Here is a 26,507-nt window from a genome sequence, read left to right as displayed (position 1 = left end):
CTTGCCCGGGCGGTGCGCGCGGCGCGCCTTCGTGGGGTGGAACGGCCTGCCGCCGGCGGATGCGTGACCGCACCCACCCGGCGATCACCGGCCGGGCCCCAGGTCGTCACCGGCGGGGACCGCGGCCGCCGTCGGTCCCAGCGGCCGGCAGGTCGGGCGACCGCCGGCCGGTGGGGCGGCCGATCACTTGCCGAGGTTGATGCCGGCCTGCTTGACGGCGCCGTTCTCCACGCCCCAGCGCTGCACGATCTTGGCGTAGGTGCCGTCCTTGATCAGCTGGTCCATGGCCGCCTTCAGGGCGTCCCGCAGCTGGGTGTTCGACTTCGCCACCGCGATGCCGTACGGCGCGGCCTCCACCTGCTTGCCGACGATCTGGAAGTCCTTGCCGCCACCGGAGGTCTGCACCGCGTACGCGGCGACCGGGTAGTCCGACGAGCCGGCGTCGGCGCCGCCGGAACGCAGCCGGGTCTGGGCCTGCTCGTCGGTGTCGAAGGCCTCGATGGTGAGCTTCTTGCCGGCCGGGCACTTCTTCGCCTCGGCCTTGGCCAGGTCGTCGGAGATCGTGGCGCGCTGCAACACGATCGTCTTGCCGCACAGGTCGCCCCAGCCGTTGATGCCCTGGGTCTTGCCCTTGAGGGTGTAGATGGACACGCCCGCGTTGAAGTAGTCGACGAAGTCGACGCCCTCGCCGACCTTCTTGCCGGTCTCCGAGTCGATACCGTTCTGCCGGTCCTTGCTGTCGGTCATCGCGGACATCGCTATGTCGTACCGCTTGGAGCGCAGGCCGGTGAGCAGCGTCTCGAAGGTGCCCCGCTGGAAGTCGAACTTCACCCCGAGCAGCGAGCCCATGGCGTCGGCCAGGTCCGGGTCGATGCCGGCGGTGTTGCCGTCCTTGTCCTTGAACTCCACGGGGGCGTACGCGATGTCGGAGCCGACCCGGATCACGCCCTTGTCGCGGATCTCCTGGGGCAGCTTGTCGGCGAGCGGTGCGGAGCTGCTGGAGCCCGACTTGCCGCCGTCGTCCGCCTTGTCCTTGGACTTCGTCTGGTCGCCGCAGCCGGAGAGCACCAGCGCGCCGGTCACCACGAGCGCGCCGAGCGCGGCCAGCCGGTACCTTGCGCGACCGGGGATCCGGTGGGCCGACGCGGCGTCCACGGCGGCGGTACGTGGGGTCGGGTTGGGGGTCATGCGGGGTCCTCCGGCGGTGAGGGTGTTGCCAATGGCCGACGGGCACACACCATCGAGTGACGCGACCTTGTGTGATTAGGGCATCTTGCCATTCGGACCCCATCAATCCGTGGGCCACCCTTGTCAAAATCGGATAACGGGTGATCCCAGAAGCGCCATGAACCCGCCCCCCGTGACCGTTGCATTTGCGGCACTTACCCCTTCACGCCGTAGAATCTGCGCCTTCTTGCGGGAAGCTGGCGTCTGGTTCGGATGCTGCGCCAGCCGTGGGTCATACGTCTCCTATGACACTTCTCACCCGGCTCATGGGGACTCGTCGGCGGCGGCGCCCTTCAGGTATGAAGGTGACCCACACCCCTCATCCGGGGCTCAGGGCGCGCGTGCGGCGCGCCCATCGCGTATGTGTCGTACGCAGGGACCCACCATCACGGCACACGCGGTGCCCGCCCACCCCTCAATCAGGAGTGGTTCACCCTCAACCTTGAAAACCTAAGGGGTACAAACCAGTGGCAGCGGAGATCGTCAATCCTTGCAACGGCGCCAGGTCGGCAGCTCCCAGCACAGCAGACACCAGGTCGGTTCCGCCCGGCGCGGTGACCGGCACGGACCCGGGTGCGGAAACGGGCGACGGGGGTGCGGACCCCTTCGATGCCGCTTTCGCGCTGCACCGCGGCGGCAAGATGGCCGTGCGGTCCACCGTCCCGGTGCGCGACCGGGACGACCTTTCCCTCGCCTACACGCCCGGCGTGGCCAAGGTGTGCAGCGCCATCGCCGACCGGCCCGAACTGGTCCACGACTACACGTGGAAGTCCCAGGTGGTGGCCGTCGTCACGGACGGCACCGCGGTGCTCGGACTCGGTGACATCGGGCCGGAAGCGTCCCTGCCCGTGATGGAGGGCAAGGCGATCCTGTTCAAGCAGTTCGGCGGAGTGGACGCGGTGCCGCTCGCGCTGGCGACCACCGACGTCGACGAGATCGTCGAGACGGTCGTCCGGCTCTCGCCGAGCTTCGGCGGGGTCAACCTGGAGGACATCGCAGCACCGCGCTGCTTCGAGATCGAGCGGCGGCTCCAGGAGCGCCTCGACATCCCGGTCTTCCACGACGACCAGCACGGCACGGCCGTCGTCACGCTCGCGGCGCTGCGCAACGCGGCGCGGCTGACCGGACAGGCGTTCGGCGAGCTGCGCGTGGTCATCTCGGGCGCCGGGGCGGCCGGCGTCGCCATCGCCAAGGTCCTGCTGGAAGCCGGCATCGGCGATGTCGTGGTGACGGACCGCAAGGGCATCGTCAGCACCGACCGGGAGGACCTCACCCCGGTCAAGCAGGAGCTCGCCAAGATCACCAACAAGGCGGGGCTCCGGGGCTCCCTGGAGTCGGCGCTCGACGGCGCGAACGTGTTCGTGGGCGTCTCGGGCGGCACGGTCGCCGAGTCGGCGGTCGCCTCGATGGCGAAGGACTCCTTCGTCTTCGCGATGGCCAACCCGAACCCGGAGGTGCACCCGGACGTCGCCCACCGGCACGCCGCCGTGGTCGCCACCGGTCGCTCCGACTACCCGAACCAGATCAACAACGTGCTCGCGTTCCCCGGCATCTTCGCGGGTGCACTCCAGGTGCGCGCGTCCCGGATCTCGGAGAGCATGAAGATCGCGGCGGCGGAGGCGCTGGCCGGGGTCGTCGGGGACGACCTTGCCGCGGACTACGTGATTCCGTCACCGTTCGACGAGCGGGTGGCGCCGGCGGTGACCGCGGCGGTGGCCGCGGCGGCACGGGCCGAAGGAGTCGCCCGCCGCTGAGGTTGCGGTGAGCCGGCCGCTTTCTCGTCGGCCGGCTCCTCCGCCCTGGGACCGGGACCGCGCCCGGAGGCTCCGCCTCCTTGGCGCGGTCCCCTTGTCTTGTCCTGCTGGTTCGCCCTGCTTCTTTTCCCTGCTTGGGTCTCTGCTTGTCTCTGCTTTTCCCGGCTTTTCCCGGCTTGTTCTCTTTGTTTTCTTTGTTTTCTCTGCTTGGTTCGCCCTGTTTGGTTGCCCTGTGTTGGGCCGGTGCCGGGCCCGTCGATGCCTCTGCGGGGCGGGCGCGTGCCGGTTGCGTGCCGGACGTCATGGGTGACGGCCGGTGCGTGGCGTGTCACAGACGTGGGTGGTTCCGCGGTGCCGAGGGCGGGCCTATCGTCAAGGTCATGTTCGCTGCCTATGCTGCCCGTATCGACCGTGACCAGCCGCTTTCCGGACTTGAGTTGGGGGAGCGCCCCGCTCCTCAGGCGCGGTCCGGCTGGACCAATGTCACCGTGAAGGCCGCCTCGCTCAACCACCACGACCTCTGGTCGCTGCGTGGCGTCGGTCTCGGCGAGGACAAGCTGCCGATGATCCTCGGCTGTGACGCCGCAGGCGTCGACGAGGACGGCAACGAGGTCGTCCTGCACTCCGTCGTCGGCGAGTCCGGCCACGGGGTCGGCCCCAAGGAACCCCTCAGCATCCTCACCGAGCGCTACCAGGGGACCTTCGCCGAACAGGTCGCGGTGCCCACCTGGAACGTACTGCCCAAGCCCAAGGAACTCTCCTTCGAGGAAGCGGCCTGCCTGCCGACCGCCTGGCTCACCGCCTACCGGATGCTCTTCACCAACGCGGGTGTGCGCCCCGGCAACTCGGTACTGGTCCAGGGGGCCGGCGGCGGTGTCGCCACGGCCGCCATCGTGCTCGGCAAGGCGGCGGGTCTGCGGGTCTTCGCGACCAGCCGCGACGAGGCCAAGCGCAAGCGCGCCGTCGAGCTCGGCGCCGTGGAGGCACTGGAGCCCGGTGCACGACTGCCGCACCGCGTGGACGCCGTCATCGAAACGGTCGGCGCGGCCACCTGGTCGCACTCCATCAAGTCGCTGCGCCGCGGCGGCACCCTGGTGATCTCCGGCGCCACCAGCGGCAACAACCCGCCGCAGGCCGAGCTGACCCGCATCTTCTTCCTTGAACTGAGGGTGATCGGCTCCACCATGGGCTCGAAGGACGAGCTGGAGGACCTGCTCGCCTTCTGTGCCGCCACCGGCGTACGCCCCGTCATCGACGAGGTCCTGCCCCTGGACCAGGCCCGTGCGGGATTCGAGCGGATGGCGACGGGCGGACAGTTCGGCAAGATCGTGCTGACGGTGTGAGCTGACGGCCGGGCTGTGCCCAGGGGCCCAGGTCCCAGGTGCCCTGGGGCTTCTGTCGTGACGCCTGCGTCCGCGTCAACCACGGTTGACGCGGACGCAGGCGTCAATGTAAGTTGACGTCATGACCGAAGCAACGGATCTTGTCGAGCGCGCCGGCGACCGTGACCCACGGGTCGGGTTGCGAGCCGTGGTCGCGCTGCGGCGGCTGTCGGAACAACTGGAGGCGGTTCAGGTGCGCGCCGCCCGTCAGCAGGGCTGGTCGTGGCAGGAGATCGCCGAGGAACTGGGCGTCAGCAGGCAGGCCGTGCACAAGAAGTACAGGGGGCAGTGATGTTCGAACGGTTCACCAAGGACGCCAGGGCCGTGGTCGCCAGCGCCGTCGAGCATGCGACGCAGGCCCGGGCCGCCGAGACCGGCGCCGATCACCTTCTGCTCGCCCTGCTGGACGCATCCACCGGCCGTGCGTCGTCCGTTCTCGCGGCGCTCGGGGCGCGTGATCGCCGAGAGGGGATCGTAGGGGCGCTGGAGGAGGCGCGGCGCCGAGGTGGGCTGTCGCAGGCCGAAGCGGAAGCCCTTGCCGGGCTCGGTATCGACCTTGCCGCGATCGTCTCCCGAGTGGAGGACGTGCACGGCGTGGGCGCGATGGCGGCGGGCGCCGGCGGTCGCGGCCACCGGGAGAAGGGCCGGCTGACGGGGCACCAGCCCCTCGCGGACGACACCAAGGACATCCTGCGGAGATCACTGCGGATCGCCGTCGCTCGCCGGGACCGCCATATCGGCGCCGAGCACCTCCTCCTCGCCCTCCTCGCCCGCCCCGGCATTCCCACGGAAGTCCTGGCCGACCATGGCGTCACCTACGCGGAGGTGGAGCGCATCCTCTCCGGCGACGAGGCCGGGGGGTTCCGCGCGACGGGGTGAGCCGGGCGGCGGGCCGTGCCGGGCGGTGGGCTGAGCCAAGCGGTAGGTCCGTGGGGCGGGGGCGGCGTGTGCCGCTGCCCCCGCCGGTCCGCCTGAGCCTCAGCTCAGCCGTCCGACTCCCGTGTCGTCGGCTTCGGCCCCCGCAGAGTCGCCCCTATGTGCGCTGCCGCCGTCGACAGGTGGCGGCGCGCGTCCCGTAGCTGGTCCTCGGTGACGCCATGGTCGCGTGCGGCGTCGCGGATGTCGTCACGGAAGCGGTCCAGGAGGCGGTCGAGGTCGCGTGCCGGGTTGCCGGTGGAGGCCTCATGGGCCCAGGCCGGCTGGTAGGTCACCCGGGACTCGTCCTCCTCGGACGGGAACTCGAACTCGGGGAGCCCGGCTCCTGCGCCGCTTTCGCCACTGCCGGGACCGCCCTCGGTGTCCGTGCCCTTCCCGGGACGGGTGACCTTCTCGAAGCGGGGGGCCTGGCCGGTGCGGGTGTGCTGTGCGGTGTCCGTGCTCCCCGTGGCGCCGGCGTCCTTGCCGGAGATCCAGCCGAAGTCCGAGAACTGCTTGGCGAGTTCGGTCAGGCCTTCGCGGACGCCGGTGGGCCAGTCACCGCGCGCGAAGTGGTCCTGCACCTGCTCCTGGACCTGGCGGGCGATGCGCTGCACCTCCTGCTGGGCCTGGGCGTGGGCCCGCTCCTGGGCCTCCTTGGCCTGGCGGCGGGCGCGCTGTGCCTCGTCGCGGGCGCGGCGGCTCTCGTCCTTGGCGCGGCGCGCCTGCTCCTTCCACTCCTGCTTGGCCCGGCGCATCTCCTCCTTCGCCGCCCGCCAGGCCTCCTTGTCCCCGAGCTTGCCCAGGTCCATGAGGTCGCTGAAGTCGGTGCGGTCGCCCTGCCGGCCGGAGGAGGAGCGCCGGGCCTCGGAGGCCGCGGCACGCATCTCGCGGCGCAGGTCGCCCGCCGCGCCCCGTACGTCGTCACGGATCTCCGCGGCCAGCTCGGCGACGGACTCGCGGATCTCCAGCTCCAGGTCGGCCAGCTCACCGCTGCGGTCGGCGAGCTCGGCGCGGCCGGCGTCGGTGATCGAATAGACCTTGCGCCCGCCTTCGGTGGTGTGCGTGACCAGGCCCTCCGCCTCCAGCTTGGCCAGCCGCGGATAGACCGTGCCGGCCGAGGGTGCGTAAAGGCCCTGGAAACGCTCCTCCAGGAGTCGAATCACCTCATAGCCGTGGCGCGGCGCCTCGTCGAGCAGCTTGAGCAGGTACAACCGTAGGCGGCCATGGGCGAAGACGGGGGGCATGTCAGAGCACCTTCTTGTCGGTCGGGCCGATGTCCTTCGGGTCGCCGCTCTCCGGCTGGCCGGATGGGGCCGGGGCCTGAGGGGGGACCCGGACGTCCTCGTCCGGTGGCTCGTCGGCCGGGGGCCTGCGCAGGAGTGCGATGGAGCCCGAGACGGTGGTCGCCTTCAGCCTGCCCTGGCCGGCGCCCAGTCGCCCGGTGATCCGCTTCGTGCCCCACTGGCCGGCGACGCGAAGGTCCTCGAAGGCATTCGAGACGGTGCCGCTGGTGGTGTTGGCCTCCACTTGGGTGTCGGCCGGGTGCGGGAGGCGGATGGCGATCTCGCCCGAGACGCTGGCCACGCTGACGTCGGTCGGTCGGCCTTCAGGGCTGGTGTTGTCCGACGTCAGGTCCACGATCATGGAACCGCTCACCGAGTCGGCCCGTACGGAGGTCCCGGCGCCGTCCACGATGGTGAGGTCGCCCGAGACGGAGTTGAACCTGAGGTCGCCCGTCATGCTCTGGGCCTCGACGCTGCCGGAGACGGTCTCGGCGCGCACCGGGCCCGAGAGGCCGACCAGGGTGGTGTCTCCGCTGACGCCCTTCACCTCCGTGCGCCCCTCGATGCCGGAGACGACGGCGCCGGCGCCGACCACCCCCACCTCGACCAGGGTGTCCGTCGGCACGGCCAGCGAGACCACCGCGGAACGCTGCCAGCTCTTGGGGTCCAGCCATTTCAGGAAGCCGTTCCAGGGCAGGCCCTCGTAGGTGACCGTCAGGGTGCCGCCCTGCTGGGTGACGATCAGGGGCGGGCCCTTGATGTCCGACACGTGGAGGCGTGGGGCACTTTCGTCGGTACCCACGACGTTGACCATGCCGTGGACTATGCGCACGTGTAGGTCCGTGACCGGAGCGTCGAAGACGAGTTTCTGTGGTTCTGCCACGGACCACCTGGGCATGGGGGCGACCTCCCTGCGAACGCCTGGACGCGCCATATCGCGTCTTCTGCCAAACACGATATATCGTGCCTCGCCAAAGTCAAGACACGCATGTGATCACGTGGGTGCGGTGGATGGCGGCGCACGTGGTGAAACGGCGCATACGCCCGCGCAATCGCCCCGCAGGGCCGTCGGATGCCCGTGCGATCAGGAGCGCTGCTCGGAAGGACCCGGCCCCCGGTACCGACGAAGCGGCGCAAGGCCGTCGGAACGCGCGGCGCGCAGCGCGGGGACGACCGTCCGCGACGACGGCCCGCTGCCCCGCCGTGTGCACCACCGCCTCACCACCGCCACAACGGACCTGGGGGCACCCCCGCAGAGGTACCCCCAGGTCACAGTGCCGCACTCCACCCCTGCCGACCCCTGTGCCCGGGGCTCAGGCAGGGATGGAGCCCCGTTCCGCGCCGCTTACTCCTCGTCCTCGTCGTCGAGCCGTGCCAGCCAGGTGGCCAGCCGCTCGACCGGGACCTCGAAGTCGGGGTTGAGGTCGACGAACGTACGCAGTTGTTCGGAGAGCCACTCGAAAGTGATCTGCTCGTCGCCGCGCCGCTGTTCCAGTTCCTCGATGCCTCGGTCGGTGAAGTACAACTGTTGCTCCTGATACGGATGGGGTGCGAACCCCGCTGTCTGTGGTGACAGCGTAGGCCGTCGCGCCCGTACCGGAACGTCGACGAATGCGACAATGCCGCCCCGGCCGCAACCGCTCAGGGCTCCGGTCTCGTCGCGGTTCAAGTGGGCCCGGATGCGGAAGGGTTGGCCCAAGGGCCACCGATGCCGGGCGGGGACATGCGACGGGGGAGCGGGTGATGTCGGGATGAGTCACATTCAGGAGATCGAGCTGCCGGACGGCACCGTCGTGCTGGCCCGGCTCAGCACCCCGGGCGGCTACGGCGCGGACGACCTCGACGTCGGCGTCCTCGACAGCGCCGCCGCCAAGGTCGAGCAGCTCGGCGAACTGATCACCGCGGTCGGGACCAGCGTGCTGACCGCCGCCCGCGCCGTGTGCCCCGACGAGGCCGCCATCACGTTCGGCGTGGAGCTCACCGCCAAGTCGGGCAAGGCGTTGGCCGTGCTCGCAGACGGCGAGGCCAAGGCGTCCGTCCAGGTGACCCTCACCTGGCGCACGGCACAGCGGGCGCCGTCCGCCGGGCAGACCGCCGGCGCGCCCGCCGGCCGACCCGAGGAGGCGTCCATGGCCACGCCCGGGCCCCGCGCCCCCGCCGACGTCGCCCCCGCTGCCGCACCCGACGACCCCACCCCAGGGAACACCCCTCATGCCTGAGCTGAACGACTGGCTCGACGCGCTCGCTCGGGCCGCCACCGTCCATCTGCTGCCGGACGAGGAGTCCGGTGCGATGTGGGGCAGCGGGTTCTTCGTCGCGCCCGGCCGGGTGCTGACCGCCGCGCACGTGCTCCTCCCGCACCTGGCGCGGGACCGGAACCGCGTCTTCGCGGTGCGCGGCGGCATGGAGGTCAACGCCGGCATCCCGGTCCTGGCCCGGCTCGAACACTGGCTGGTCGACGAGGGCCGCGGCGAGGCCCCGTCCACCGGGGAGGACCTCGCCCTGGTGCGGCTGCTCGACGACACCGTCGAGCACGAGTGCGTATGGCTCGCCGACCGGCCCGTCCAGCACGTCGGCGTCCTGTGGGCGTACGGCTACCGCCCCGGTGTCGCGGACGGGCGCCCCTGCGCGCTGTCCTGGAGCGGCGACACCGAGATGAACGTGCGCGAGGCCGAGTACGGGCTGCGCTCCAAACCTGACATCGAGTTCCCGCCCGGTGTCTCGGGCGGACCGCTGCTCGACCCGGACACCGGTTCCGTCGTCGCGCTCATCAAGGCGCGCCGCGGGGAGCGGGACGGCGGCCTCGCCGTGTCGATGCTCACGCTGCGCCGGTTCGGTGCCGTGTACGGCGAGGTGATGCGGGAGCACGACACCTGGCACGGCCGGGCCCGCGGCGCCGGCACCTGGATCAACGTCCAGCAGCGTGACTTCGTCCGGGGCAGGACCGCGCACGGCGCCGAGTGGACCCCGCACGACCGGCGCACCGCCCTGAAGCTGCTCGCCGCCCTGCCGCCGCCCCCCGACGTGCCGACCGTGGAGGCCCTCGCCCGCCAGGCCGTCAGCGGCAACCAGTGGCCCCAGCGCCAGGACCGCAGCCCCAAGCTGTACGCCTGGCGGGACGGCCACGGGCTGCTCTATGAGGGCGCCCAGCCGCAGGACGCGATGATCATGCTGCGGTATCTGCGGCTGGTGGCGTGTTACGTGCACGCCCGGGGCGGCGAGGTCGACGCCCTCACCGGCTGGGTCGAGGAACGGCTCGTCGAGCATCCGCTGTCCGCCATGGCCGACTTCGTGCGCGAGGCCAACCTGCCCGAATGGCTCAAGCCAGGACCCGAGGACTCGGTACGGGCCGTGATCCCCTACCCGAGGGCCGGTGAGGGCACCACCGTCGCCGTGCTGCTCGATCCCGTGATCGGCTCCGATCCGCTGCACTTCTTCTGGCAGATCTGGATCGACGACGGGGACGGCGAACCCGCCCTCTACGCGGCGGACCGCACGACGCACGGCCACCGGCTCGGTGATCTGGTGCAGGCGCTGCGGCCCTCGCTGACCGACGTCTTCCACACCAGGGACCGGGCCGGACGGCCGGTTCCGCTCGAAGTCGCGCTGCCCGTGGAGCACTTCGACACCGCCGTGCACCGCTGGCGGTTCGACGACATCGCCGCGCTGGACGACACGTACCACCTGGGGGCGCAGCGCCGCGTTGTGCTGCGCTCCCTCGAGCGCCGGGGAGAACCGGACAATTTGTGGACAGACCGCTGGCAGGCGATGGTCGCCCAGGGGCGGCTCAGCGGCTGGCGCGTGCCCGAACCCGGCGTCAACCCGAACGCCCACCAGTTCCAACAGGCCCCGCACGACGCCGTCCCCGTCATCTGCCGCTCGGTCGGCCGCGGCCTGGGGCACACGGCCATGAAGCTCGCCCTGGACGGCGGTCACGGGGTCGCCCTGTGGCGCGTCGACGGGCACGCGGGGAGCAACTGCGCGGACTCCTGCGACGACCTGCGCACCAGGACCAAATGGCTCTTCGAGCGGGTGGAGAACGTCACCGAGCTGCCCGACCGGCTGCGCCAGCTGCGCCAGGAGGTCGCCGAGCAGCGTCCCGAACGACGCTGGGCGGAGCCGCTCGCGCTGCTCTACGACGACCCCGGGCGCCCCCTGCCCGCCGAGGACACCTCACCCCTGGACGCACCGCTGTGAACGCCCGTGTGCCGTTCTCGGCCGCCGGCCCCGTACGCGTCGCGGCACGCACGGGGCGCGGGCCGCTGTGCCCGGCACCGCGGGCGTCCCGGCGCGTTCGAGGGGTACCCGGTCCTCAGGAGGTGCCCGGTGACCCGTCTGGTCGAAGGCGACCCGCCCGCCGGCCCGTCGAGCCGTGCACCCGGCCACGAGGCGGGTCACCCGCCACCCCGCCAGGACACGCCCCGCGGCTCGCCGCCCGATCCCTCCAAGGCGCCGCGCCCTTGCGAGGCGTCCCGCCGCCTCCGTACGCCCTCGGACCGACGCGCCCGGCGGTCGTACGCACCGCCCCGCCGGCCCGCACGCAGCGGAGTGACGCGGCGGGCAGGGGACGCACCAGTGGCAGCTGCGGCACCGACCGCACCGCAACAGGCTGGCCGAAAAGGCCTGTATGCGATGTCTGGCCTGGGTACATTTTCAGGGGCCCGTTGCGGGTACCCATCGCCCCGGTCGGCCAGGACGTGGTCTACCACCGACCGTTGACGAGGAGCACCCCATGAGTGAATGGTTCATCTACCGGGGCACCGGGGGGCCGGATCCGGACAAGATCGACGACCTCCCCGATCCTCCACCGTGGCGCCACTTCGACGTGCCGGCGGTGCCGTACGAGGTGCCGCCGCTCGACTCGTCCAGCAGCCGCAGACTCGGCGCGCGCCGGGTGCCGCTGCCCGTCCAGGACGACGACACGCTCGAACTGATCAACGCGGCCCTGTACCTGCGCCGCCCCCTCCTCGTCACCGGCCCGCCGGGCGCCGGCAAGTCCACCCTCGCCCACTCCATCGCCTACGAGCTGGCCCTCGGCCGCGTCCTGGAATGGCCGATCGTCAGCCGCAGCGAGCTCAAGGACGGCCTCTACACGTACGACGCCATAGGACGCCTCCAGGACGCCCAGCTCGACCGCGCCCACGTGCCCGGCGAGACGGACGGCGACACGTCCGCGCACGGCACGCGCTCCTCGGACATCGGCCGCTATCTGAAGCTCGGCCCGCTCGGCACCGCCCTGATCGCCGCGGAGCGGCCCCGTGTGCTGCTCATCGACGAGCTGGACAAGAGCGACATAGACCTGCCGAACGACCTGTTGAACGTCCTGGAGGAGGGCAGGTTCGGCATTCCCGAGCTGGAACGGATCGCCGACCGGCCCGGCTTCGAGACGGTGGAGATCCTCACCGACGACGGGCGCCGGGTGCCCGTGACCAACGGGCAGGTGCGCTGCCGCGCCTTCCCGTTCGTCGTGATGACCAGCAACCGCGAGCGGGAGTTCCCCGCCCCGCTGCTGCGCCGCTGCATCCCGCTCGACCTGGAGGCCCCGCGGGACCAGCGCCTCGCCGCGCTCGTCCAGGCACACTTCGGCGCCGGTTCCTACGAGGACAACCACGACATCGTCGACCAGTTCACCGAGGCCGAGACCGACGGCGCCCTGCGCCCCACCGACCAGCTGCTGAACGCGATCTTCCTGGCCCAGCACGCCGCCCGGGACGCCTCCCGCGACCCCGCGGCGCAGCGCGCCGACATCGCCCAGCTGCTCATGCAGCCCCTGGACCGCGGACCCAGGTGATCCGAGGTGAGCGGTGCGGAGCCCAGGCCTGCCCGGGGGGCGCAGAACGCCCCCGACGGGGCGCGCGACGACGCTGCGAGCCAGGCGCTCGCCGCGCTGATCGCGCGGATGCGTGAGGCGGAGATCGCGCCGAGCGTGGAGGAGATGGCCGACGCGCTCTGGCTCGCCCGCTGGCTGCCCGCGCCCGAGCGGACCCCGCAGACCACCACGGCGTCCGGGGAACGCACGCGCCGCGTCCGGCAGGGCGACAGCGACGGCCGCGGCATCAGCCCCTACCCGCTGTCCGTGGCCGCACAGCACGGCGAGCCGGAGGGCACCGCCGAGGACGACCACACCCAGCTGTACATGCGCCCCACCCCCGACGACGGGGGAGCGCCGCTACGCCGGGTCCAGGTGCCCGCGGCACCCGCACTGCCCGAACCCCTCGCGCTCCAGCGCGGACTGCGCATCCTCCAGCGCTACCGCGCACCCGTGCGCCCCGTCCGTGGCCGCACGCTGGACGAGGGCCGCACCGCCGACCGGGCCGCCGAGTCCGGACTCGTCCAGCCCGTGCTGCGGCCCGAACGGCGCCGCGAGGCCCGCCTGCTGCTGGTGATGGACGTCTCCACCTCCACGGTGGTGTGGCAGCAGGCGCTCGACGAACTGCGCCAGGTCTGCGAGCGGGCCGGCGCCTTCCGCGAGGTACAGGTCCAGTACCTGCACGCCACCGACGACGGACTGCCCGGCTACGCCGCCACCCCCGAGCGCACCGGCGCACTGCACGCGCCCGAGCAGCTCAGCGACCCCACCGGGCGCCGTCTCACCCTCGTCCTCAGCGACTGCGCGGGCCCCATGTGGCGCAGCGGCCGCATCCAGCGGCTGCTGTACCGCTGGGGCGCGACCGCGCCGGTCGCCGTCGTCCAGCCGCTGCCCCAGCGCATGTGGCTGCGCACCCACCTGCCCGCCCGGCGCGGGCTGCTGCACCGGCGTGAAGGCCCCGCCGGGCGCCTGGTGTTCACACCCGAGCGCGGGCGCCCCGAGCGTGACGCGCTGCCGGTGCCGGTGCTCGCCCTGCGCCGGTCCTCCGTGGAGGGCTGGGCCCGGCTCGTGGCCGGCTCCACCGGGCAGAGCCTGTCGGCCGCCGCGGGCTGGGCACGGCCCCGGCACGCGGCCGCCACCGCACCGGTCAGGGCCGCCGAGGAGGTCTCCGGCGAAGACCGCGTACGGGCCTTCCTCCGGCAGGCCTCGCCCGATGCACGGCGGCTGGCCACCTACCTGTCGGCGGTGCCGCTGTTCCTGCCCGTGATGCAGCTCGTCCAGCACGCCATGCTCGCCGGCACGGGCCCTGACGTGCTCTCCGAAGTGCTCCTCGGCGGGCTCCTGAAGCGGCGCGAGGACGCCGCCGACCCGCGCGAGGTGCGCTACGACTTCCTGCCCGGCGTCGCCGTCGAGCTCCGCAAGAGGCTCACGGCCGACGAGGCGAAACTGCTGTTCAAGCACTGCTCGGAGTACATCGAGCGGAGTTTCGGGCGCACCGCACGCAACTTCCCCGCGCTGGCGGCCGCCTTCCTGCGCGGCGCGGTCGACCCGGCGACGGCCCAGGTCGGCGGGCACGGCGAGGCCGGCTCCGTACCGCTGCCCGAGGAGCACGCCGGGCTGCGGGCCTTCGCCGAGGTCTCCTCGGAGGTGCTGCGCGACCTGGGACAGCGCACCCCGTGGCCGCTGCCCCGACCGCCCGACCCGCGCCTGGGCGCCGCCGAACTGCTCGATCGCGGTCGCTCGGCGCTGCGCAGGTTCGAGGCACAGGGACTCATCCGGGAGCTGGACGAGGCCGTCGTGCTGTTCAAGCAGGCCGACGCGCTCGCCGCCCAGGCCGCCGAGCGGGACCGGGCCGCCGAGGAGCTGGCCAACGCGCTCCTCGCCCGCTGGCGGGTCCGCCGCGTCGGCGACGACCTGCGCGAGGCGCTGGCCGTGGTGAGCGCCGACCGGGTCGCCTCGGTGCGCGGCAGCCTCCTCAGAGGCACCATCTGCTGGTTGTTCGCCGGGGAGCTGCACAGCTCCTGGCTCGGCCTGGACGATCTGCCCGACGACGTACGCCGGTTCGCCCGTGAGCACGCCGCCGGCGGCCGCAGCGGGCACCCTGCCACCGCCTGGGCCTACTGCGAACTGCTCCGCAGGGCCGACACCGACCTCACCCGCGTGGTCTTCGGCGATGCGGTGGAGTCCCTCTCCACCACCCGGCTGAGGCCCCGGCCGCGCGGCGACGGAGCCGCCGCACCCGCCCCGACGCCCCGCCCGCAGGACCCGCAGGGCGAGCGCCGGCCGCGCTGGCCCAGGTGGCCGGCGCGCAGTGCGCCCCCGGCCGTACCGCAGGGCCCCGCGGACCCACCGTGGCCGGACGACACCCCGGCCGGCCGTGACGTACCCCGAACCGCGGCCACCGACCCCGGATCCACCCTGCCCGACACCGTCGCCGGTAGCGCCACGTCGCCCGGCACCGCCCGGGGCACCCCGCCGCCCGAGGGCCCCGACCTGCGCAGACTCGGCTCCGAGACGCTGCCTGCGGTACGCCGCGCGCTGGCCGAGTCCGGCGCCCGGCTCGCCCGCCCGCAGGGCCCGTTCCAGGCACCGAACGCCGAGGAGTGGTACGTCACCGGCCTGGTGCGGGCCGCCGGCGCCGCCAGGGTGCGGCTGGAGTACCCCGACCCGGAGCGCGGCCACCTGCTGCGCGGGCGCATCCTGCTCGACCTCGCCCGCCAGTACCTGGGGCGCGGCGCCGTCGAGGGCACCGGCTGGATCGACGAGGCGCGTGCCGCGCAGGCCGGCCGGGACGCCGGTGAGCACCTGATGGCGGCCCTCGGCCGGCCCGACGCGCTGCCCGCCGCCGAACGCTGCCGCGCCTGGCTCGACATGGCGTCGGCCATCGAGACCTTCCGCGCGCCCGGCGACCGCCCCGGGATCATGGACGCCGTCGACCAGGCCCTGGCCGCCGCCGGCGACGACGAGGAGCTGTGCCTGGAGTGCCACGTGCTCTCCGCACGGCTGCACCGCGACCGCTACGAGGCCGCCGGCAACACCGCCGACCTGGACCGCGCCGTCGCCGCCTGGCAGCGCGCGGCCGCGCTGCCCGCCGAGGACGACCCGCGACGCCCCGGCATCCTCACCGAGTACGGCGCCACCCTGGTACGCCGCGGCGAGCAGCGGAACGCGTCCGACGACATCGACTCCGCCGTGCGCCTGCTGCGGCTCGCCGTGGACTGGACGTCCGAGGACGATCCGGAACTGGCGGACCGCAGACGGACCCTCGGCATCGCCCACTACCTGCGGTTCATGGCGCAACAGGTGCTCGCCGACCTGTACGAGGCGGACTGGATACTGGGCGAGGCCGCGCGCGGCGCCGAGGACCCCGGGCTCGCCCAGGACTGCTGGCTCCAGCGCGGCGCCGTCGTCATGGAGCTGGCCGACCGGCTCGCGTCGCCCGCCCTGTTGCAGCGGGCGGACGACCATCTGCGCACCGCCGTGGAGTTCGCCAGGGAGAGCGGCGAAGGCACCAGGATCGCCCGTGCCCGGCAGCTGCGCGGCATGCTCCTGGAGCGGCGCGGCGTGCCCGACCGCGCCCTGCACCACTACCGCGAAGCCCTGGAGACCACCGACGAACCGGAGCTGGTCGCCGAACTGCGCGAGGCGATCACCCGCCTGGAGTCCGAGGCGGGCGGGGCGTGACCGCTCCCCAGGAGGACTGCGACGCACCGCTGCCCGGGATAGCGTTCCCGGCCCGGACCGATCACCCCGTGCTCGCGGCCGTCCTCGCCGACCTGCGTGCGCGCACCACGCCCTGGGACCCGGACGACCCCGCGCCGCCCCCCGCCGTCGCCGACTACGAGGACGCGCCATGACGACCGCCGACGGCATACCCGGCGCGTCCCCCACGCTCCCCACGACCGCCGTGCCCCCGGGCGCACACCCGGCGCACCCGCACCCCCACCCGCGCTGGCCGCACGCCACCCTCGACACCCGGGGACACCGGCCCGTCCCGTTCCGGCAGTTCGTGCTGAAGGTGCACAGCCGGTGCAACCTCGCCTGCACGTACTGCTACGTCTACGAAGGCCAGGACGGCAGCTGGCGGCACCGGCCCGTCCGGGTGGGCGAGGACACGATGCGGACGGCCGCCGCACGGATCGGGGAGCACGTGGCCGCACACCGGCTGCGCCGCATCCGCATCGAGCTGCACGGCGGCGAGCCCCTGCTGTCCGGGCCCGGCCCGGTGCTCGCCTACGCCCGCGCGGTACGCGCCGCGGTCCCCACCGACTGCCGGATCACCGCCACCGTCCAGACCAACGGCACCCTGCTCACCGAGGACACCGTCGGCCGGCTGGCCGCCGCCGGGCTACGGGTGGGCCTCAGCCTCGACGGCGGTCTGGCCGCCCACAACGCCCGCCGCCGGGACCACGCCGGCCGTCCCGCATGGCCCGCGGCGCACCGGGCGGCCCGGCTGCTGGCGGTCCGCCGCGACGCCTACGCGGGGATCCTGTGCACCATCGACCTCGGCGCCGCGCCGCGCGGGGTCTACCACTCGCTGCTGGACCTCGCCCCGCCGGCCGTCGACTTCCTCCTGCCGCACGGCAACTGGGCGGCGCCCCCGCCCGGTCTCGACCCCGGTGCGCGCCCCGGACGCCACCGGCCGCGCCCCACGCCGTACGGGGACTGGCTCGCGGCGCTCTTCGACGCATGGTGGGACGCCGAGCGTGCGCCGGTGCGGATCCGGCTCTTCCACGAGATCGTCGCGTTGCTGCTCGGCGCGCCCAGCACCGCTGAGGCGGTGGGCCTGTCGCCGCTGGCCGCGGTGGTCGTCGACACCGACGGCGCCATCGAGCAGGTCGACTCGCTCAAGTCCGCCTACCCGGGCGCCCCCGCCACCGGTCTCGACGTACGCCGCCACCCCTTCGACGACGCCCTGCGGCACCCCGGCATAGCGGCCCGGCAGCTCGGCGAACGCGCCCTGGCCGGCACCTGCCGCCGCTGCCCGGTGCACCGGGTGTGCGGCGGTGGCAACTACGTCCACCGGTACGCACCCGGCAGTGGCTTCCGCCATCCCAGCGTCTACTGTGCCGATCTGGAACGCCTGATACGCCATGTCGCGCACCGCCTGAGTCACACCACGCAACCGCGCCCCAACCCGCCAACGTCCCCTCTTTGACGGAAATCTGACGCACAATTGACGTCACCGGAGGATCCGGCGCCCGGCCCCGGCCGGACGGCACCGACCCCCTTACCCGTACCAAGCTCGACAGCCGCGCACCGGGCCACCGAACCGTCACCGGGCCCGGCGGCCGGAGGAGACTGCGACATGACGGCAGGACCAGCGGACCTTTCCTCCCACGTCACGGTGGTCTTCGCGGGCCAGAGCGAATCCTGGGCCAAGTGGATCGACCACCAGATACAGCGCGCCGGCCGCCCCAGCGCGCTGGTCCGCTGGAACCCGCTGCGCCGGCCCCCGACTCCGGACGGCCTCACCGACCTGCTCGCCGCGCCCGGCCGCATCCTGCTGGTGATAGACGACTGGTACGACCAGCTGGGCACGCCGCGCTTCGAGGCCTGGGCGCACGTCCTGCGCGACGTACTGCCGCGGTACCGCGGCCGGATCGCCGCCGTCAGCGTCACCACCCGCCCGATGCCGGGCGAGGTCGTCGCGCTGGCGCCGGTGGGCCTGCGCGGGCTGAGCCCCGAAGTGGCCAGGGCCCGGGTGCTGGAGTGCGCCGGCATCCCCGCCCCCGAGACCCTGGTCTCCCTCGCCCGCGGCCCCCGCTTCCCCGACGACCCGCTCGCCGTCGAGCAGGCCCCGCGCCGCAACCGCCACTTCGTCGGCCGCGCCGAGCTCCTCGAGGAGATCTACGGCAGGTTGACCGGGCCCGGCGACGCCGTCGCCCTGTACGGCCCCGGCGGTATCGGCAAGACCCAGCTGGCGCTGGAGTACGTACACCGTTTCAAGGGCGAGTACGACATCGTCTGGTGGGTGGGCGCCGCGGGGCGCTCCGCCGCCGCCCGCGAGTACTTCGCCCGGCTCGCGCCGCACCTCGGCCTCGACGAACACGGCCGCCTGGAGACCACCATCAAGGCCGTCAAGGCCGAGCTGAACCGCACCGAGCGCCCCTGGCTGCTGGTCTTCGACGGCGCGAGCGGCCCCGAGCGTTTGGCGGATCTCATCCCCGGCGAGCGCGGCCACGTCCTGATCACCACCCAGACCACCGACTGGGCGGCGCACGCGGAAACGATCGCCGTACCCACCTTCCGGCGCGACGAGTCCGTCACCTTCGTCTCCCGCCGCACCCGGCGCCTGACGGAGGACCAGGCCGACCGGCTCGCCTCCGCCGTAGAGGACATGCCGCTGCTGCTGGACCAGACGTCCGCCTGGCTCGACCTGAATCCCGCCGCGTCCGTCAGCGCGTACATCGGCGACATCCAGTACGGCAAGCCCGCCCGGTTCGAAGTGGTGGCCTCACCGAACTACCCGGAGAGCTTCCAGGTCGCCTGGGCGAAGCTGCTCAACACCCTCCGCGAGAACTCCCCGCCCGCCTGGCAGCTGCTCAACCTGCTGGCGCACTTCTCGCCCGACCCGGTGCCGGTGCGCCTGCTGGCCACCGCACGCCCCGGCGACCTCCCGGACGACCTCCAGGAGCTGGTCTCCGAGCCGAGCAGCTGGAACCACGCGCTGCGCCGGCTCTCCCAGATCACCTCCATGCGCGTGGAGTACGAACAGGGCCCGCGGATGGACATCCAGACCGTCGGCACGCTGCGGATGCACCGCCTCTTCCACGAATACGTGCGCTCCGTGCAGGCGCCCCAGGACGCCGCCGCCTACTCGGCGATCGCCCGCCAGGTCCTCGTCTCCGCCGACCCGCGGGAACCCGCGGCACCGGCCAACTGGGCGCGGTACGCCGAGCTGATCCCCCATCTGGAGCCGTCCGGCGCGCTGGCCGCCGAGGACCGACCCGTGCGCGACCTGGTGCTCACCTGCATCGAGTACCAGCGCGTCCGGGGCGAGCACGAGGACGGCCTGTGGCTCAGCCGCCAGGCCGTCGACAACTGGCGTGCGACGTCCGGCCACACCGACCGCCGGGTCCTCGTCGCCGTCCACCAGCTGACCGGCATGCTGCGCAGGGTGGGCCGGTACACGGAGTCGGAGGCGCTCGGCCGGCAGACCCTGGACCGGCTCAGGGAAGCGGTGCGCACCCCACCCACGGGACAGGGCACGGGCGAGCAGACCCCGCCGCACGGGACCACCGCCGGCACGGTGGAGGGGCACACCCCGGCGGGCGGCATCAACAGCCTCGACAGCACCGGAACGGTACCCGTGGCCGGGGTGCGCACGATCGAGCTGATCCGCGCGGAGGACTCCCTCGCGGGCACCCTGATGGCGCTCGCCCGCTTCGACGAGGCACGCGAACTGTTCGCGTCAGCGGCCGAGCGCGCGGCAGCGGAACTCGGTGAGAACGTCCCGCGCACCCTCTCCATCCGCAGCAACCTCGCCGTCGCCATCGGTCTCCAGGGCCGCTACACCGAATCGCTCGCACTGCACCGCAGGATCCTGGAGGCCCGTGTCGAACTCCTCGGCGGCAAGCACACGCTGACCCTGTACTCCGCGCTCTGCACCGCCAGGATGCTGCGGCTGCTCGGCCGGTACCGCGAGGCCCTCACCGAGCAGGAGCACAATTCCCGGCTGTTCGGCCAGGTCCTGGACCGCGACCACGGCGACACCCTGGCCGCCGAGCACAATCTCGCGCTGTGCGCCCGCCGGGTCGGCGACTCCCAGTTCGCACACGCCATGATGCGCGCCGTACGCCTGAAGCTGCTCTACCGCTACGGCGCCCTGCACCCGCAGACGCTGCTGGTCTCCTGCGACTACGCCATGCTGCTGCGCCACCTCGGCCGCACCGACGAGGCCCGCGAGCTCGCCGAGAGCACCGCCGACGGCTACGCCAAACTCCTCGGCACCACCCACCCGTACACCATCGGTGCCCGGGACAACGTGGCCGTGCTCATGGGTGAGATGGGCGAGCAGCATGACGCGGTACTGCTGTCCCAGGACACCGTGGAGGGGATGGAACGGGCGGTCGGCCGCACCCACCCGTGGACGATCGGGTGCGCCCTGAACCGCACCTCCGCGCTCGCCGGCGACGAGGACGTGGCCGGCGCGGCGGCGCTCGGCCGGGACGCGCTCGCCCGGTCTGTGCAGGCCCTGGGCGAGCACCACGTCCTGACCAGCTGCCTCAAGGCCGGCCTGGCGCTCGATCTGGCCGAGCTCCAGGAGCGCGAGGAGGCGGCGGAACTGCACCGCCAGGCCCTGACCCACCTCACCCACCTCCTCGGTCCCGACGCCCCCGTCACCCGCTTCGTCGCGGACCACCGCCGCCCGTTCTGGGACTTCGAGCCGCAGCCGGTGTAGTTGGGCCGGTCACCGGCGAGGCGACGGTCCCGTCGCGCCCGTTCGCGCAGTTCCCCGCGCCCCTTTTTCGGGGGTGTTCGGGCCGGTGGGGATGTGGGGGTTTCGTTGTGGTTGTTCGCGCAGTTCCCCGCGCCCCTTTTCGGGGGTGTTCGGGCCGGTGGGGATGTGACGGTTTCGTCGTGGTCGTTTGCGCAGTTCCCCGCGCCCCTATTGGGGTTGCCCCGTTGGGTGGGTGGGGATGTGACCGTCTCGTCGTGGTTGTTCGCGCAGTTCCCCGCGCCCCTTTCACGACCCGGTGAACGTGTCAGGCGTCGCGCTGCCGGAGCAGGACTCCGGCGACGAGGAGCGCGGCGGCCGCCCATGCGCCGAGCACTCCGAGGCCGGTCCACGGGGCGATGGGGAGCGAGCTGAGGTTGGTGGTGGCCTGGCCGGCCAGCCCGGCGGTCATGGGGGCGAGCTGTTCCAGGTGCCGTCGCAGCGGATCGCCGACGGCCTGGGCGAGGATCGGTGGCAGGTAGAGCAGGGCGAGGACGGCTCCGATCGAGACGGCGGTGTCGCGGACGGCGGTGGCGACGCCCAGCGCGAGCAGGGCGACGAGCATGAGGTAGAGCCCGCCGCCGGCGGCGGCCCGCAGCGTGGGCCCGTGGCTGATCGAGATGAGCGCGTAGCCGTGCGCCGGGTCGAGGCCGGCGCCGGGGAGCAGCAGTCGCCCGACGAGCAGGCAACCGGCGACGGTGAGGAGGCCGGCGAGGAGGGTCAGGGCGGCGACGTTGGCGGCTTTGGCGGCCAGGACGACCGCGCGGCGCGGCATGGCGGTGAGGGTGAGGCGGATCATTCCGGTGCCGTACTCCTCCGAGACGGTGCGGACGGCGAGGACGGCAACGACCGCCTGGCCGAGGGTGATGCCGGTCAGGGCGAGTCTGGTGGGGTCCTGTCCGCGGTCGGAGGAAACGTGGGTGGTGGCGGCGATACCGGCACTGACCGCGACGGTCAGGACGACGGCGCCGGCGAGGAGCCAGGCGGTGCCGGACAGGGTGCGCAGTTTGGTCCATTCGGCGCGCAGCGCGTCGATCATGCGTCCCTCCGGTGCAGCGTGACGGCGGCGATGCCGAGGGCGAGGGCGGCGTAACCGCACAGCACGGCAAGGCCCGCCCACCAGGAGAGCGGGTAGTAGCCGTTCGCCATGGTGTAGGGGTAGGCGACCTGCGCGGATCTGGGGAGCGTACCCAGGACGGAGAAGCCGGCGGCCGGCGTCAGACGGAACAGCCACCGCTCAGCGGCTCCGGACAGCGAGGAGCCGATGACGTACGGCAGGACGAACACGACGATCCCCGCCGTGACCGCACCGGCACTCTTGCGGACGATGGTGCCGACGGCGAGCACGGCGACGGCGGTGAGGGCCACCAGCGCTCCGGCGCCCGCGATGACACGCGCCACGGTAGGAGTGCCGACCGGGAAGACGTAGTCGCCGTTCGCTTCCAGGAGGTGCTCGCCGAGCGGGACCGCGACCGCGGCGGCGAGTGTCCCGATGACGAAGGCGGCGGCGCCGATGACGACCGCCTTGGCCGCGAGCACGCGGTGGCGGAGCGGGGTGGCGGCGAACGTGGTGCGGATCAGGCCGCGACGGTACTCGACGGTGATGAACATCGTGGCGATGACGGTGATCACGACCAGGCCGACGACGATCCCGAGCACGAGCGTGCTGGAGGGGGTGCCGGTGCTGAGGAGCCCTTCGACCACGGCGGGGGCGATGTCACCGGAGCCGCTCAGGACGTAAGAGCTGCCGACACGGTGGTAGCCGCCGCCCGGCAGTTTCGGGTAGAAGTCCCGGGCGCCGATGCTCTGCTCGTGCCAGGCGCCTTGGGTGACGTGGTCGAAGGTGGCGGTGGCCCGGGTGGCGAATCCACTGCCAGCACGATCGAACGACACGGGCGACGTGACGAACAGCCCGACGTGCACGGTGGCGGGGAGCCCCGCCAGGTGCGCGGTGCCGATCCTGGTCCAGGCCGTGCCGTTGACCGAGTCGTAGCCGGTGAGCGTGGCGCCGGTGCGGGTCAGCCGCAGCCAGCGTGGCGCGGTGTCGGAGACCGGCCCGGACCGGCCGGCCCGGTCGTGGGTGTAGTCGTACTGGAAGCGGACGCCGTGCGCGCCGGTCACCATGACCGCGGCGTAGGGCGATCCCTGCTTGGTGCTCGGCCGCAGCAGGATCCCGGCCTTCGCCCAGGCCGCAAGTCCCGGTCGGGTATGGGCGAGCGACGGGGCGACACTCGTCTGGTTGGTCGAGGTCACCCCGGTGAGTGAGCGGACCCGTGCGGTGATCGTGGCATCGCCGGTGAGCGGTCGCTCGACGAACTGGTAACTGTCGGCGGCGGCTTCGCCGTCCGGTCCCGTCGCCACGTAGGGATGACCGGACCGGCAGGTCGAGCCGGTGCCGGTGCAGGTGCCTTCGTGGGTGCCGTTCGCGACGAGGAACGTGAATGTGGTGCACAGCACGACGGCGACACCCAGGCCGATCAGCCAGCCCCGGATCGTACGGAACTTGGTCCACTCCGACCGAAGGACCAGCCGAAAGCTCTCCCGCTGAGGTCGGGTGGTCGGGCGGGGAGCTGCGGTGGTGGTCATCGCCGCGCCTCCCGGTGCGAGGCGCCGGCCTGGTACTCGGACTCGCTGCCGGTGAGGTGGAGGTAGACCTCTTCGAGCGTTGCCCGGTGCGTGGTCACCTCGGAGAAGGGCACGCCCGCCTGGCCGAGGATCTCCACGACGTGCTGCGCCGGGACCCCGGACACGGTGACGGCGTGGGCGCCGGTGACGGTCGCGGCGGTCGCGTGGCGGTGCAGCGCCGCGGCCGCGTCGGCCGGTGCGGATGTGCGCAGCCGGACCTCCTCGCCCGAGGCACGGGCGAGGAGGTCCTCGACACGGGCGTCGGCGAGTACCCGGCCGCGGCCGACCACCACGACGTGATCGGCGATCCCTTGCAGCTCTCCCATCAGATGGCTGGAGACGAGGATGGCGCGCCCCTCGGCGGCGAGGGAGCGCAGCAACCCGCGCATCCAGATGATCCCTTCGGGGTCCATGCCGTTGAACGGCTCGTCCATGACGATCACCGGGGGGTCGCCGAGCATGGCGGCGGCGATGCCGAGGCGTTGGCGCATGCCCAGGGAGTAGCCGCCGGCTTTACGCCGCGCCGCACTGCCGAGGCCGACGAGCTCGATGGCGGTGTCGACGTGGCGGGCGGACATGCCCTGGGAACGGGCCAGCCACAGCAGCTGGTTCCGTCCGGTGCGGCTGGGCTGGAGGGCGGTGGCGTCGACCAGCGCGCCGACGTGGTGCAGCGGGTGCCGCAGTCGCGCGTAAGGCTTTCCGCCGATCAGGGCGCGGCCTTCGTCGGGGGCGTCCAGGCCGAGGACGACCCGGATGGTGGTGGATTTGCCTGCACCGTTCGGGCCGACGAAGCCGGTCACCGCGCCGGGCGCGACCGTGAAGGTCATACCGTCGAGCGCGACGGTCGACCCGAAGCGTTTGCGTAGGCAGCTGACTTCGATCGTTGCGTCACTCACGTGTTCGTCCGTCCTTGGAGCCGGGGATGGTCTGCTCCACCAGCTGTACGGCACGGCAGGTGTCAGCCCGGTGCCAGCTGCCGACACCGGGCTGACACCTCGTGCCTGTCATCGTGAGGAGCGACGCAAGCCGAACGGGGAACGGCAGAACGGCAGAACGGGAGAACGGTCGTGAGAGTGCTCGTCGTCGAGGACTTCGAGGTCCTGGCACGCTCGATCGGGACCGGCCTGCGCCGCGAGGGCATGGCGGTCGACGTCGTCCTCGACGGCAGCGACGCCCTCGATCACCTGGCCGTCGTCCGCTACGACGTCGTGGTCCTCGACCGGGACCTGCCCGGGGTCCACGGGGACGAGGTGTGCCGGCGGATCATCGCGGAACGGTCGAACAGCCGCGTACTGATGCTCACCGCCGCCGGCACCGTCAAGGACCGTGTCGACGGCCTCGGGTTGGGCGCCGACGACTACCTGCCCAAGCCGTTCGACTTCTCCGAACTGGTGGCCCGCATCCGCGCGCTCGGGCGGCGAGCCGCGCCCGCGACACCACCGACCCTCCACGGTGGTGACGTCACGCTCGACCCCAGCCGTCGGGTCGCCTTCCGTGCCGGACGGCGACTGGAGCTGAGCCCGAAGGAGTTCGCCGTCCTCGAGTGCCTCCTCGCCGCAGGAGACCGGGTGGTGTCCGCCGAAGACCTCCTCGAACGGGTCTGGGACGAGGCGGCCGACCCCTTCACCACCGCGGTCAAGACGACCATCCGCCGGCTGCGGGCCAAGCTCGGCGACCCGCCCGTCATCCACACCATCCGCGAGGCCGGCTATCGGATCGGAGACCGATGATGCACCCGGTGAAGAACGCCCTGTCCGTCCTGCGTCGCCGCCCCATCCTGCGGGTGCAACTCACCCTGCTCTACTCCGGTCTGGCTCTCGGCCTGCTGGCAGCGGTCCTGCTGGCCACCAACCTCCTCTACGGCCACAGCGAACAAAGGGCCCCGGCCGGCACCCCTGCCGCCCCTGCGTCGGGCAGCCACGCCTTTGACGCCGGTCCCGCCGCCATCGGCCTGGGCGCCGCGGCCCTCGCCATAGCCGGGGCATGGTGGCTCGCCGGCAGATTCCTCCGCCCGCTGCGCGTCATCACCACCACCGCTCGGGAGATCTCCGCCACCAACCTGGACCGACGGCTCGACCTCACCGGTCCCGTTGACGAGCTCACCGACCTCAGCAGGACCCTCAACGATCTCTTCGGGCGGCTCCAGGCCACCTTCGAAGCCCAGCGCCACTTCGTGGCCAACGCCTCCCACGAACTGCGCACCCCCCTCGCCGGCCAGCGCACGCTTCTCCAGGTCGCTCTCGCCGACCCCGCGGCCGATACCGCAAGCCTGCGGGCCGCATGCGAAGAGGCGCTCCAGCTCGGAGACCAGCAAGAACGACTCATCGGGGCCCTGCTCACCCTCGCCACCAGCGAGCGGGGAGTCGAACGCTGGGACCCGATCGACCTCGCCGACATCACCCGAGTCGTCCTCTCGGGCCACCAGCGCGAAGCGGACCGCCGCGGCATCCACATCGACGCCAGCCTCGCCCCCGCACCAACCGTCGGCGACCCCCGACTGGCCACCAGCCTGATCGCGAACCTCCTCGACAACGCCCTCCGCCACAACATCGCCGAGGGCCACGTCACGGTCACGACCACCTCATCGCCGCAACACGCCACCATCGCGATCAGCAACACCGGCCCGACGATCCCCCACCAGGATCTCGACCGCCTCTTCCGCCCCCTCCACCACACCGGCACGCAACGGGTCCACCACGACGGCCACGGCCTGGGCCTCGCGATCGTGCTGGCCATCGCCCAGGCACACGGCGCCGAACTGGCACCGCACCCCCGTCCAGAAGGCGGACTCACCGTCGAAGTGACCTTCCACCCAACCCAAAAGCCGTACCAGGGCTGACCACCGACTCAACCCACACGGGCAGCTGGTCCGAAGACGCCAGGACCACCCCTTGGGACCGGTGATGGACGCATGGCGTCCACGCTGAGGGGCGCGGGGAACTGCGCGAGCAACCCACACGGGCAGCTGGCCCGAAGACGCCAGGACCACCCTCGGGATGGGTGATGGACGCATGGCGTCCACGCTGAGGGGCGCGGGGAACTGCGCGAGCAACCCACACGGGCAGCTGG

The 26,507-nt window shown here is 72.6% G+C and carries 20 protein-coding genes; 13 read left to right on the top strand and 7 right to left on the bottom strand.

Features of this window, described 5'->3' with window-relative positions; all coding sequences use genetic code 11:
• Positions 1-183: 183 nt before the first annotated feature.
• Positions 184-1,188, bottom strand: a complete 1,005-nt coding sequence (locus NQO67_RS23600; protein WP_255952209.1) for an ABC transporter substrate-binding protein — start codon at positions 1,186-1,188, stop codon at positions 184-186.
• A gap of 506 nt (positions 1,189-1,694) precedes the next feature.
• Between NQO67_RS23600 and NQO67_RS23595 the strand changes: the two genes are divergently transcribed.
• The 4 genes from NQO67_RS23595 to NQO67_RS23580 all read left to right on the top strand — a co-directional run bounded on the left by NQO67_RS23595 (position 1,695) and on the right by NQO67_RS23580 (position 5,242).
• Complete coding sequence (locus NQO67_RS23595) at positions 1,695-2,981, top strand: NAD(P)-dependent malic enzyme (RefSeq protein WP_374119071.1); 1,287 nt, start codon at positions 1,695-1,697, stop codon at positions 2,979-2,981.
• A 380-nt stretch (positions 2,982-3,361) separates the two neighbouring features.
• Positions 3,362-4,324 (top strand): zinc-binding dehydrogenase, encoded by a 963-nt coding sequence (locus NQO67_RS23590; protein WP_255952208.1) that lies wholly within the window; start codon positions 3,362-3,364, stop codon positions 4,322-4,324.
• Positions 4,325-4,445: 121 nt separating this feature from the next.
• Positions 4,446-4,655 carry a helix-turn-helix domain-containing protein gene (locus NQO67_RS23585; protein ID WP_255952207.1) on the top strand — a complete coding sequence of 70 codons (210 nt, stop codon included), beginning with the start codon at positions 4,446-4,448 and terminating at the stop codon, positions 4,653-4,655.
• Complete coding sequence (locus NQO67_RS23580) at positions 4,655-5,242, top strand: Clp protease N-terminal domain-containing protein (protein ID WP_255952206.1); 588 nt, start codon at positions 4,655-4,657, stop codon at positions 5,240-5,242. Before NQO67_RS23585 ends, NQO67_RS23580 begins: the two co-directional genes overlap by 1 nt.
• A gap of 104 nt (positions 5,243-5,346) precedes the next feature.
• Here NQO67_RS23580 and NQO67_RS23575 read toward each other — a convergent pair whose 3' ends face one another.
• The 3 genes from NQO67_RS23575 to NQO67_RS23565 form a co-directional block, all read right to left on the bottom strand.
• The gene (locus NQO67_RS23575) at positions 5,347-6,525 is read right to left on the bottom strand and encodes a PadR family transcriptional regulator (protein WP_255952205.1); all 1,179 of its coding nucleotides are present in this window, start codon (positions 6,523-6,525) and stop codon (positions 5,347-5,349) included.
• Between the two features lies 1 nt (position 6,526).
• On the bottom strand, positions 6,527-7,462 hold the full coding sequence (locus NQO67_RS23570; protein ID WP_255952204.1) for a DUF4097 family beta strand repeat-containing protein: 936 nt from the start codon (positions 7,460-7,462) through the stop codon (positions 6,527-6,529).
• A gap of 447 nt (positions 7,463-7,909) precedes the next feature.
• Positions 7,910-8,089 carry a DUF6104 family protein gene (locus NQO67_RS23565; RefSeq protein WP_255952203.1) on the bottom strand — a complete coding sequence of 60 codons (180 nt, stop codon included), beginning with the start codon at positions 8,087-8,089 and terminating at the stop codon, positions 7,910-7,912.
• A gap of 226 nt (positions 8,090-8,315) precedes the next feature.
• Between NQO67_RS23565 and NQO67_RS23560 the strand changes: the two genes are divergently transcribed.
• From NQO67_RS23560 to fxsT, 7 genes are all read left to right on the top strand, one after another.
• The gene (locus NQO67_RS23560; protein ID WP_255952202.1) at positions 8,316-8,783 is read left to right on the top strand and encodes a CU044_2847 family protein; all 468 of its coding nucleotides are present in this window, start codon (positions 8,316-8,318) and stop codon (positions 8,781-8,783) included.
• Entirely contained in the window at positions 8,776-10,761 is a 1,986-nt protein-coding gene (locus NQO67_RS23555) for a VMAP-C domain-containing protein (protein ID WP_255952201.1), read from the top strand. Before NQO67_RS23560 ends, NQO67_RS23555 begins: the two co-directional genes overlap by 8 nt.
• Positions 10,762-11,296: 535 nt before the next feature.
• Positions 11,297-12,355, top strand: coding sequence for an AAA family ATPase (locus tag NQO67_RS23550; RefSeq protein ID WP_255952200.1), 1,059 nt, complete (start codon positions 11,297-11,299; stop codon positions 12,353-12,355).
• 6 nt (positions 12,356-12,361) lie between these two features.
• Positions 12,362-16,057, top strand: coding sequence for an SAV_2336 N-terminal domain-related protein (locus tag NQO67_RS23545; protein WP_255952199.1), 3,696 nt, complete (start codon positions 12,362-12,364; stop codon positions 16,055-16,057).
• Entirely contained in the window at positions 16,054-16,230 is a 177-nt protein-coding gene (locus NQO67_RS23540) for a hypothetical protein (protein WP_255952198.1), read from the top strand. The genes NQO67_RS23545 and NQO67_RS23540 overlap by 4 nt, the downstream gene beginning before the upstream one ends.
• Positions 16,227-17,531, top strand: coding sequence for an FxsB family cyclophane-forming radical SAM/SPASM peptide maturase (locus NQO67_RS23535; RefSeq protein WP_255952197.1), 1,305 nt, complete (start codon positions 16,227-16,229; stop codon positions 17,529-17,531). The genes NQO67_RS23540 and NQO67_RS23535 overlap by 4 nt, the downstream gene beginning before the upstream one ends.
• A 150-nt stretch (positions 17,532-17,681) precedes the next feature.
• Positions 17,682-20,777: an FxSxx-COOH system tetratricopeptide repeat protein gene (gene fxsT, locus NQO67_RS23530; RefSeq protein WP_255952196.1), complete on the top strand. Its 3,096-nt coding sequence runs from the start codon at positions 17,682-17,684 to the stop codon at positions 20,775-20,777.
• A gap of 304 nt (positions 20,778-21,081) precedes the next feature.
• Here the strand turns inward: fxsT and NQO67_RS23525 are convergent, their stop codons facing one another.
• The 3 genes from NQO67_RS23525 to NQO67_RS23515 are packed head-to-tail and all read right to left on the bottom strand — an operon-like array spanning position 21,082 to position 24,334.
• Positions 21,082-21,852, bottom strand: a complete 771-nt coding sequence (locus tag NQO67_RS23525; protein WP_255952195.1) for an ABC transporter permease — start codon at positions 21,850-21,852, stop codon at positions 21,082-21,084.
• Complete coding sequence (locus NQO67_RS23520) at positions 21,849-23,399, bottom strand: DUF1349 domain-containing protein (protein ID WP_255952194.1); 1,551 nt, start codon at positions 23,397-23,399, stop codon at positions 21,849-21,851. The genes NQO67_RS23525 and NQO67_RS23520 overlap by 4 nt, the downstream gene beginning before the upstream one ends.
• Entirely contained in the window at positions 23,396-24,334 is a 939-nt protein-coding gene (locus NQO67_RS23515; RefSeq protein ID WP_255952193.1) for an ATP-binding cassette domain-containing protein, read from the bottom strand. Before NQO67_RS23515 ends, NQO67_RS23520 begins: the two co-directional genes overlap by 4 nt.
• Positions 24,335-24,505: 171 nt before the next feature.
• On the opposite strand from NQO67_RS23515, the gene NQO67_RS23510 reads away from it, so the two are divergent.
• Both NQO67_RS23510 and NQO67_RS23505 read left to right on the top strand, forming a co-directional pair.
• Complete coding sequence (locus tag NQO67_RS23510) at positions 24,506-25,168, top strand: response regulator transcription factor (RefSeq protein ID WP_255952192.1); 663 nt, start codon at positions 24,506-24,508, stop codon at positions 25,166-25,168.
• A gap of 8 nt (positions 25,169-25,176) precedes the next feature.
• The gene (locus NQO67_RS23505) at positions 25,177-26,277 is read left to right on the top strand and encodes a sensor histidine kinase (RefSeq protein ID WP_255952191.1); all 1,101 of its coding nucleotides are present in this window, start codon (positions 25,177-25,179) and stop codon (positions 26,275-26,277) included.
• The last annotated feature ends 230 nt before the right edge of the window (positions 26,278-26,507 follow it).

The sequence above is a fragment of the Streptomyces odontomachi genome (assembly GCF_024435355.1).
GTDB lineage: Bacteria > Actinomycetota > Actinomycetes > Streptomycetales > Streptomycetaceae > Streptomyces > Streptomyces odontomachi.
The sequence above is the reverse complement of the archived record's forward strand: the minus strand, read 5'-3'. Positions and strand labels throughout refer to the sequence as shown.